This is a genomic window from Leucothrix pacifica (genome assembly GCF_003172875.1).
GTDB classification, from domain to species: Bacteria; Pseudomonadota; Gammaproteobacteria; order Thiotrichales; family Thiotrichaceae; genus Leucothrix; species Leucothrix pacifica.
Genome location: NZ_QGKM01000034.1, coordinates 1 through 8,513 on the forward strand (window position 1 = coordinate 1; position 8,513 = coordinate 8,513).

Genomic DNA, 8,513 nt, shown 5'->3' on the forward strand with positions numbered 1-8,513 from the left:
ACCTGCTGAGGGAAAGAAAGCGGCATAATCAGACAGGTCACTTGATATGATTTTTTGAAAAAATGCGACAACTACCTTGAAAAACACCGAAGCTTTTGTCTATTCAGTATGCAGGTAGCGCATTAGCATCAGTTAGTAACTATCTTGGTAGTGATGCAGGTATTTTCTATAGCCTCTGGTCATCCATTTGGCCTGATGATGCTTTTTTACAAGCGGATCGCTTTATCAATGTTTTGAATACAGACGAAGACAGGCGGCTCAAGCTCAGAGGTCACGAGTTTGTTCGTGAGTTGGATTTTTCGATGATTGATTGGGATGGGTAAAGCTTCTAGTTCTCAGTTGATCATTACACTATCTTTGGCTGTTCATCACCGAAATAATAATCAAACTTTACAGTAATTTTTATGAGTTTAACGTTCTTCTACGAGACCAAAAGAAATATCTATCGAGGGCTGACTCGCTTCAATTACTTCCCTAACCAGAGAAGTGGCGTTAGTGAAATACCGCCTTGCATTACTTCGCGTCATTTTACTCCTGAAATATGCGAAGCAATTGCTGGATTAGCCGAAACAAAGCCCCGAAGAAGTAAGGGGTATGATGTTGTTGAGTATAAAGCTACACGATACAACAACGTCCCCAGAATCCTATCACTGATCCACCCTAAAGCTTATGCACTGTTAGCAAAACACTTGCATGATAATTGGGATGAATTCGGTTTTGTGTCCGAGGGTGATCACAGCATTGTCAAACCACGACCACATGAAGATGGTCGTATTATAGTCATGAACTACGAAGATCCATTCGCTAAAAACAGCCGGATCAATCAAATCAGTTTTGGAAAGAAAGTTTTAGTTCAAACTGATATCGCAAACTGTTTTAACAGTATTTACTCCCATGCTGTTGAGTGGGCACTCATTGGTTTTGAAGAGGCTAAGAAGAGAAACAAAGGTACTTTTTCTTCCGACTTAGATCTTTACCTAAGAAAAACAAAAAGAAACGAAACACAGGGTATTGCTATAGGCCCAGCGTCATCAAGCATCGTTGCCGAATTAATCCTTTCCAAAATTGATGATGCACTGATTGAGAAAAACTTTTGCTTTAACCGGTATGTGGACGACTACACATGCTATTGCGAAACCACTGAAGAAGCAGATGATTTTTTATTAGAACTAGGTCAACAACTAGCGGCTTACAAGCTAACACTCAACATCGAAAAGACCAAAATTATTGAGTTGCCTGCATCAACTCAGGATAGCTGGATTATTGACTTATTGGGCGCATTACCAAGCCGCTTATCGATGGGATCAACTGATGAGCCAAAGTTAACTGCTGCCGAAGTGCTAACATTCATTAATCGCGCAATTGATTTAGTTAAAACGACACCTGACGGTAGTGTTCTCAAGTATGCCTTGTCAATAATCATTGGCCAGTACGATGACAGGGCAAATATACAAGTCTTTGAGCTGATCATGAACTTGTCTTGGCATTACCCGATCCTTATTCCGTACTTGGCATCTTTCAACCCTGACGACATTGAACAGGTCAGTGACTTTGAAGAAAAACTATCTTCGATCATCATCAAAAATGCAAAGTTAAAACGCTCGGATGGCATGGCTTGGCCTTTGCATATCTTTAGGGAGCATAAGATAACTCCTTCTCAAGATGTTGTACAAGCTGTGATCGAGAGTAAAGACTGCGTTTCCATGGTTATTCTAAACACTCTTTTAGAAGACCAAGCTATTATTGTTGATTTCGCAAAAGAACTGCTATCTCAAAGTCTCTATGAAAAAGATTCTTATTGGTTGCTTTTATATCAACTCTACCGCGAAAAGAAGATAGATAACCCTTACAAGGAAGACCAAAGTGAGAAAAAGGTATTCGAAATACTGAGAGATAATCAGGTCAACTTTATACCTCAAGATAATAAAGAGACTGAGGCAGAAGCTAAATGCGACGAAATTAGTATCGCTCCTATGGTAGAAAGCTTTCTAGGTACGGAAAAAGAGGGTGACAGTCAGCAAAGTGGTGTTGAGTAACTGGCTTCCTTGATCCACATACATAAGCCATTTACGTATAGGCTTAAATCTGGCAACAATGTTGACACAGGATACAATCCGCATTAACTCTGCCCAAAAAGTGACAAAATAGGAGATTAAAAGAAATGAAAAAACCATCAAAAAGGCGTGAATGAATGACTGAAGATGAGTATTTAGCAGGTGAAAGAACAGCAGAGACTCGCCACGAATACGTTAACGGCCACGTCTATGCCATGGCTAGCGCAAGTAAGACGCATAACAGAATCGCCCGAAATTTCATCACCAGCCTGTCAGAGGCTGCCGATCAATCCGGCTGTGAAATCTACTTTTCAGACATCTAAGTCCGCGCTGAGAAATACAAAAGCTATTACTACCCCGACATCGTTTTAAGTTGTGAAGACGACAACGAAAATGACGACTACCTTTCAAATCCCTGCCTGATTGTTGAAGTCTCCTCCGCCTCTACCATGCGCAAGGACTACTTGGAAAAAGCCCTGAGCTATCAACCCATTGATTCGTTAAAAGCCTACCTGATCGTCTCACAAGACAAACCACAAGAGGATATGCCCTAGTCACTACCTCTGACCAATCCGAAGCTTGTTTTCCTTACCTAGCGATATAAAACGGTCTTTAAATGATCCTCCGTTAATTCAAACTCTGGCTCTTTACCCGTGAGCGCTTTGGTTAGCGGAACAATTTTGGTTCTAACACCCATTCCTCGATAATCGACATAGCCATAATCACGCAAAACTTCCATGACGATGGTATTCCTTGGCGACCGCTGGCCAGCCTTCATTTTTTCCACCGTCATCGAATTTGGTAAAGCACCCGGGCTAATCACCTCAAGGCGATTCGAGTATCCAGACACTTCAATCTCAACAAACCGAGTCCAATCGCGGTGCGCCAATGCATTAATTAATGCCTCCCTAACGGCTTCAAGGGGATAAAACCACGTTGTTTCCCGCCTCAGTCCTGCATCTACCTCACCAGATTCCTGAGATATAAAGGGTGTCATCGCTTCCATAAAGCGTTCAATAACGCCACCATCGACTAGGCGTTTATCACCACCATCGAGATCCCAGCGACCAACCATTGGACCATCGATAATGTCATCCAGCTCGGCTTGGTACTCCTTATCATCGCCAGTAAATACCATCACTCTTAATCCAGCCTGCTTTAAATAACGGCGCGGGCTTTTGCCAAACAGCACCAGCCCAGCAATGGTGCAGCAAATGTTACCTGCCGCTTCTGTTAAAAACCCAAGTCCGAGAAGCCTTGCCTGCCATTCTTCTGGAGACTCCGGCACATCTGGATCACGTAAAATATCCCTAATATAATTCATCAGCCGCGCATCATCTAAACAACTGATATCTGTGCGAGGTACGGGCATGACTTCAGTGTGTAACATGCCACCCAATTCAAACAGCCGCATTTGCTGCTCTCTGGTCGCTAGTCTGGACGTTGTGCCTACACGAATGTAGATTTCTTCTTTCCCGCTGTGACGAACAACATAAGGCTTTGAGATACCAATAGGGAAGCTCACAACCGCCACGGTTTTGTCATCGTCTAACTTTACTTCTTCATAAAAAGGCAAAATCATAGGGTGGACTTTGTTCTGAAAGACATTCATCACCCACTCTTCAAGATCGCCCCTTTGGATGCCGCTGATTACTCCGTCATCTTCAACGCCAAGTAGAACTTTTCCACCTTGGAAGTTGGCCATAGCCACCACTTCTTTTGCCAGTTGTTCAGGGCGAATATCATCACGCTTAAACTCCACACCTGAGTTTTCACCATTGGCGATAATTTCTAATAATTCTGTCTTTAACATGCTTTTCTCCTAAGAGGCACAACTGCTCAATTAAAACCGTATTTCTCACGGCGCTGATTGAACGCACTTTTGCCCCCCTCCAAAATATCGGCTGCCAGCTCTTGAACTTTGGGTACATCAATAGCCCCTTGCTGCTCTGACAAAATCACCCCTTTACTATCTTCAACACTTAACACACCGATCCATTCTGCATCACCGAATACGGGGATATTGGCATTATGTGTGGCAAACAGAAATTGACGGCTTAATTTTGCTCTGCGAAGTTCTGCAACAATACGTTCGGCAATAAATGCGTTATCCAAATTGTCTTCCGGTTGATCCAAAATCAAAGGGTCTTGATTATCCAAAAGCAACAAATGCAAAACAGCGGTACACTGCTGCCCCGTCGATAAGTCATCAATAGGGCGAAATACCGCCTCTCGCTCGCCATGGGTCACATTCAGTTCAATGGCCATCGTATCGGGCAGTTGCAACTCTTCCAGCTCTAATAGTTTTACTTCTGGCAATCGGGTTAAGGCGGAAATCACCGTACCAGTGATGCCGAAGTTCAGGGCTAATTCTGCTTCTCCCTGGCGAATAGTGGCTGCGAGATTACTGGGTGAAAAATCGCCATCCAACACCCAAGCCAAGCGCTTAGGCCCTACGCCCTCTAAATTGCATTCGCTAAGAAAATCAACAAACACTTGGCGGGTCCCTTCCGGCTGCAAGGTAAGCCGAACCTTTTGCTCCAGCTTTCGCGTCAAGCGTTTTACTGATTTCAAAATACTGGTCGCTCTGGCGCTAGTATGCTGATCCAACTCCAACAGTAGCTTTTTGCGCTGGCCGTACAACTCGTCAATTTGCGCTTGGCGATGTTGTAACGTGGTTTGCTTGGGTCTGATCTGCTCAATCTGCTTCAGCAGCGTCTGATACTCAGCACCAATTTGACGCCCCGTTTTTCCTTGGCTTGCAGGAATATCTTTAAAGGCTTTTTCTAAATTCTGCTCTTCAGTCTGCTGTTTTTCCAACAACGCTTGCTTAAGCGGTGCCAACTGAGTTTCTCCGTTCAAAGCAAGCTGTTCCAGTTGCACTAGCGTTTGCTGTACACCTGTTTTTAAGGCGACCAACACCACGCGCTGCTGCCTAAATAAATCGGCATGCGGCAAGCCATCCAATGCGCTATCACTTAAAAAAACCGTATCAGGCAAGCTGTCTTTAAGGGCTTCAATGGCGTCTTTTACGCGAGTCACATCTTCATCAACACGCGCGTTCAACTGCTTTTCTTTTTCCAGCTTAGGAATAATTTTCAGCTTTTCTTCAATCCCTAATGCTTGATACTGCTTGGCTTGATCCAACAGTTTGGGCAAGCGTTCTACCTCGGCTTCAATATCATCTTTTTGACTCAGAGCACGCTTGATGGATTCCCGATTTTCTTTCAGTTTTGCAAGCACCTTGGCAATATCAGCATCAAATTGCTCGTGTTCCCCTTCCAAAAAGCGTTCTATGAGTTGATTACGACTATGTTCATCTCGGGTCATTTCATAAATTTCGTTTTGCCCGTAAAGCTCGATGCCCGGCAGCAGATCGGTGGGGTGGTACGGTGAAATATTGCCTTGATCATCCACCACCACGGGTTGATTACCATATTTTCGACTTACGGTGAATTTACGGCCATGCAGCACGGCTGAGCGCAGCGTAATTTCAACCAACCCCCGCTCTTTGCCAAGGTTGGTATCAATCACACTCTTATGTTGTTTTAACGCGTTTTGAGTCTTAGGCTCCAACGCGAATGCGTAGCGAATACACTCCAACAAGGTTGATTTGCCCGTACCACGCCCGCCAATAACAGCGTTAAGATGGTCAGACAATTCAATATCAACTCCGTCCAGATAACCACCAACAAAGCGAATACGTTCGATGGCTGAAGCATAGTTTTCTGGCTTATCAGAATTTAAACGAACCCTAGATCCTGCATCCAAAAAAGCCTGTTTAAACGAGGCAAAACAAGGCTTGGTCATCTTGATTAAACAGGAAGCACCCGGTGATTTAATATCATCTGGCTGTGCAACGTCCGCAGCATTGATAGCCGCCATTTCCCGCTCACGCTTATAATTTGCATCTTTGTTAAGGAATACTTTGCGGTAAAAGTCATTTTCAACACCACGTAAGTCTTCAATCGACCCAGGTATTTGCGCAGCCAAAAGACCTTGGTGTTGCCATACGTGATTCATCTGCCCAATTTTTAACAAACCATTATCATTGGTACAGTGTGCCGCGAAGATAAAGCCACCTTGCTGATTCACCTCATCAATTAACTGCTCAGCACTTAACCTCGAAGGGCGAACACCGTCCTGAGGATCTAATAGCCGTAAACTGCCCAGAATCCGTTCAAGCTCTTGCGCCGATTTGCTCTCATCAAACAAACAGACAAAATGTATTTTTTCGCTTGAAGCAATCTCAAAACCGGGAAATACCACGATACCATGCTGATTAAATAAGGTTCGGATCGAGTCAACACCATCCACTGAGCCATGATCAGCCAAACCGATTATCTCAATGTCCGCCTCCAGTGCAGCATTTAACAACTGCTGGTTATAGTCAGACTCAGCCAGTCTCTGTTGTTGGCCACGGTATTGAATATAGCCCGCTGGATTAACCTGCAACGCACATTTAAAAAAGCGAGCTTTTTTATAACTTTGCTGTTGGTCAGCCATGTTGTGACTCCTTCTTTAGCAGTTGCACCAAGCGCGTTTTACCCGTCAGCAGCTCTTTCACGCGATTGGCCAGTTTTTGGGTCACGCGCTCGATTTCGGCCACAATGTTGCTTTCAAGCGTTGCCAGCCATGTATCCTCCACAATCAAAGATTTGATGTCATCAATGCTGAGTTTGGGGTATTGCTTAAACACCGCTAAATCGAGTGCGTCTTGCGCTTCTTTTAGCGCTTTTTCAGCAGTCGCTTCGGCATCAAACAGCTTTTTCGCTTGTTTTAGTACGGCGACTTCATACGGGTCGCCTTTGTATTTATCAGAGACATACTTCATAAACAGCATGCTCAGTACATAGTCTTTGTACTGGCTGACATCCATACCAACGCGCAGCTCGTCGCAGCTGGCCAAAAGGGAAGAGTAAAGTTCGGTTTTCTTAATGGCCATTTGGGTTCCCTAACCTTTCATCGCTTGGCTTTAGCCGGAATATGTTCCAATAATTGGTTTAACTCGCAGTCGAATAACACGCACAGCTTATCAAGCACCTCTAACCTTGAGCGCGGTTTCTTTGTACAGTAGCGTGACGGTAGTACGGCTGAGGTCGGTTTCTCGCATCACGTCGCTAATGCGCATTTTTCTCTCACCCATTAAACGGGCTAGGTGGCAGCGAATCATGCTCTCTCCACGGTGTTTTCTTAACCATAAACTTGGGGATTTTTCACTGTTGCTTACCCTACCACGATTATGATGATTCTCAACTTATTTGAGTTAAAACCAAATAATTGAGCGTATTGACTAATAGTGCGGGTAGTTGGCGCACTTGTGGTTCACGAGAATGCGTTTAGCACAGTACATGCGCTTTCGTGAGAGACAGAAGTAACTCAAATAAAAGGGCAGCCATATCGCAATACGCTGCCCCGAACATTTCTCTTACAACTGAATGGATTACTTTGCCTTTGCTTTCAGGAACTCGCCTACTTCCAATAAAATCATTTCATTATCATCACGAGCATCCAGCTGGCGACCTTTTGAAAACGGGAAGTTATTGTCATTGGCAACAATAATTGTGTTTTCATCCACACGGTCCACATTCTCAATGGTGACGAATGGGAACGTAAAACGCCCATCTTCGCGCTTACCCTGGCGTGCAACACCATCAGCACCTTTAATATCCATCAAGTCGATGTAAGCCACTTTCTTAACGGCTTCACCATTGTTAACACCTGCCATATCAATCATATAAATGCGCTTGAAGGTCGCAGGCTTTTTAAAGCAGTTTTCAGTATTGCCATCTTTACAAGCCTGCTCAGCATCCCCCTGACCGCCATCACGCTCTATCACCAAGCCGCGCGTCTCATCTATCATATTAAAATCACCAATCGCATGACTGTCATCTTCGATAGGATAGAACCAGGAGTTACCTGTCCATTCGCGGGTGGTGAAAGAACAACATGGCATCTGGCGAGTTTGCCATCGAACCAAACCCATTATCCGTCAGCACGTAGTAGCTACCATCACCCACTGCGCGAATTCCGGAGAACCCCTGTAACGGCTGACCTTTGAATGGCAGCTTTTCGCCATCCGTCGGCTCATCAGTAATCCGAACGGGATTTCCCCACGCTGAGAACTTACCCGAAGACTGTAATAAGGCAGGGGCATCTTTCGGCGCCGGGATTAATGTTTGTGCTGGCAAAATGGCATGGCCAAGCAATTTGTCATCGAATTTAACAGCATTCTCAGCCTGAGCGGAAAATGCTGAAAATAACGCAGCAAAAGCAATAGTAGAGCGGTACATATTCAAAACCTCAGTCAAGATAGAGCTGCAGACATTAAGCGACAAAGATGACATTAGAATTAAAAACCCGCGCTATCACATTCACTGCAGATGCATTTGCGAATAATCAATCTGCGGCACTTGGGATTTACAACCGTTTAATGATCTTGAAGACGATATTGAGTTG

Annotated in this window: 7 protein-coding genes and 2 pseudogenes; 3 read left to right on the forward strand and 6 right to left on the reverse strand. The window is 44.4% G+C overall.

Features of this window, described 5'->3' with window-relative positions; translation table 11 throughout:
• Positions 1 to 95 precede the first annotated feature (95 nt).
• The 3 genes and pseudogenes from DKW60_RS12050 (at position 96) to DKW60_RS24325 (ending at position 2,608) form a co-directional block, all read left to right on the forward strand.
• Complete coding sequence (locus tag DKW60_RS12050; protein ID WP_109837905.1) at positions 96 to 323, forward strand: hypothetical protein; 228 nt, start codon at positions 96 to 98, stop codon at positions 321 to 323.
• 81 nt (positions 324 to 404) lie between these two features.
• The gene (gene drt4 / locus DKW60_RS12055) at positions 405 to 2,036 is read left to right on the forward strand and encodes an antiviral reverse transcriptase Drt4 (protein WP_109837906.1); all 1,632 of its coding nucleotides are present in this window, start codon (positions 405 to 407) and stop codon (positions 2,034 to 2,036) included.
• 155 nt (positions 2,037 to 2,191) lie between these two features.
• A pseudogene (locus DKW60_RS24325) lies at positions 2,192 to 2,608 on the forward strand (Uma2 family endonuclease).
• Positions 2,609 to 2,646: 38 nt separating this feature from the next.
• On the opposite strand, the gene DKW60_RS12070 reads toward DKW60_RS24325, so the two are convergent.
• From DKW60_RS12070 to DKW60_RS24045, 6 genes and pseudogenes are all read right to left on the reverse strand, one after another.
• On the reverse strand, positions 2,647 to 3,867 hold the full coding sequence (locus DKW60_RS12070; protein ID WP_109837909.1) for an RNA-binding domain-containing protein: 1,221 nt from the start codon (positions 3,865 to 3,867) through the stop codon (positions 2,647 to 2,649).
• Between the two features lie 26 nt (positions 3,868 to 3,893).
• Positions 3,894 to 6,560, reverse strand: coding sequence for a TrlF family AAA-like ATPase (locus DKW60_RS12075; protein ID WP_109837910.1), 2,667 nt, complete (start codon positions 6,558 to 6,560; stop codon positions 3,894 to 3,896).
• Positions 6,553 to 6,999 (reverse strand): type I restriction-modification system subunit M N-terminal domain-containing protein, encoded by a 447-nt coding sequence (locus DKW60_RS12080; RefSeq protein ID WP_109837911.1) that lies wholly within the window; start codon positions 6,997 to 6,999, stop codon positions 6,553 to 6,555. The genes DKW60_RS12075 and DKW60_RS12080 overlap by 8 nt, the downstream gene beginning before the upstream one ends.
• Positions 7,000 to 7,016: 17 nt before the next feature.
• A pseudogene (locus DKW60_RS12085) lies at positions 7,017 to 7,227 on the reverse strand (helix-turn-helix domain-containing protein).
• A 270-nt stretch (positions 7,228 to 7,497) separates the two neighbouring features.
• Positions 7,498 to 8,010 (reverse strand): esterase-like activity of phytase family protein, encoded by a 513-nt coding sequence (locus DKW60_RS24040; protein ID WP_219988743.1) that lies wholly within the window; start codon positions 8,008 to 8,010, stop codon positions 7,498 to 7,500.
• On the reverse strand, positions 7,970 to 8,347 hold the full coding sequence (locus DKW60_RS24045; protein WP_219988744.1) for a hypothetical protein: 378 nt from the start codon (positions 8,345 to 8,347) through the stop codon (positions 7,970 to 7,972). The genes DKW60_RS24040 and DKW60_RS24045 overlap by 41 nt, the downstream gene beginning before the upstream one ends.
• Positions 8,348 to 8,513 lie beyond the last annotated feature (166 nt).

What these genes read in the sequence shown, in the direction of transcription:
- drt4 (WP_109837906.1), top strand. Translation starts at nt 405, where the DNA reads ATGAGTTTAACGTTCTTCTACGAGACCAAAAGAAATATCTATCGAGGG.
- DKW60_RS12070 (WP_109837909.1), bottom strand. Translation starts at nt 3,867, where the DNA reads ATGTTAAAGACAGAATTATTAGAAATTATCGCCAATGGTGAAAACTCA.
- DKW60_RS12075 (WP_109837910.1), bottom strand. Translation starts at nt 6,560, where the DNA reads ATGGCTGACCAACAGCAAAGTTATAAAAAAGCTCGCTTTTTTAAATGT.
- DKW60_RS12080 (WP_109837911.1), bottom strand. Translation starts at nt 6,999, where the DNA reads ATGGCCATTAAGAAAACCGAACTTTACTCTTCCCTTTTGGCCAGCTGC.
- DKW60_RS24040 (WP_219988743.1), bottom strand. Translation starts at nt 8,010, where the DNA reads ATGCCATGTTGTTCTTTCACCACCCGCGAATGGACAGGTAACTCCTGG.
- DKW60_RS24045 (WP_219988744.1), bottom strand. Translation starts at nt 8,347, where the DNA reads ATGTACCGCTCTACTATTGCTTTTGCTGCGTTATTTTCAGCATTTTCC.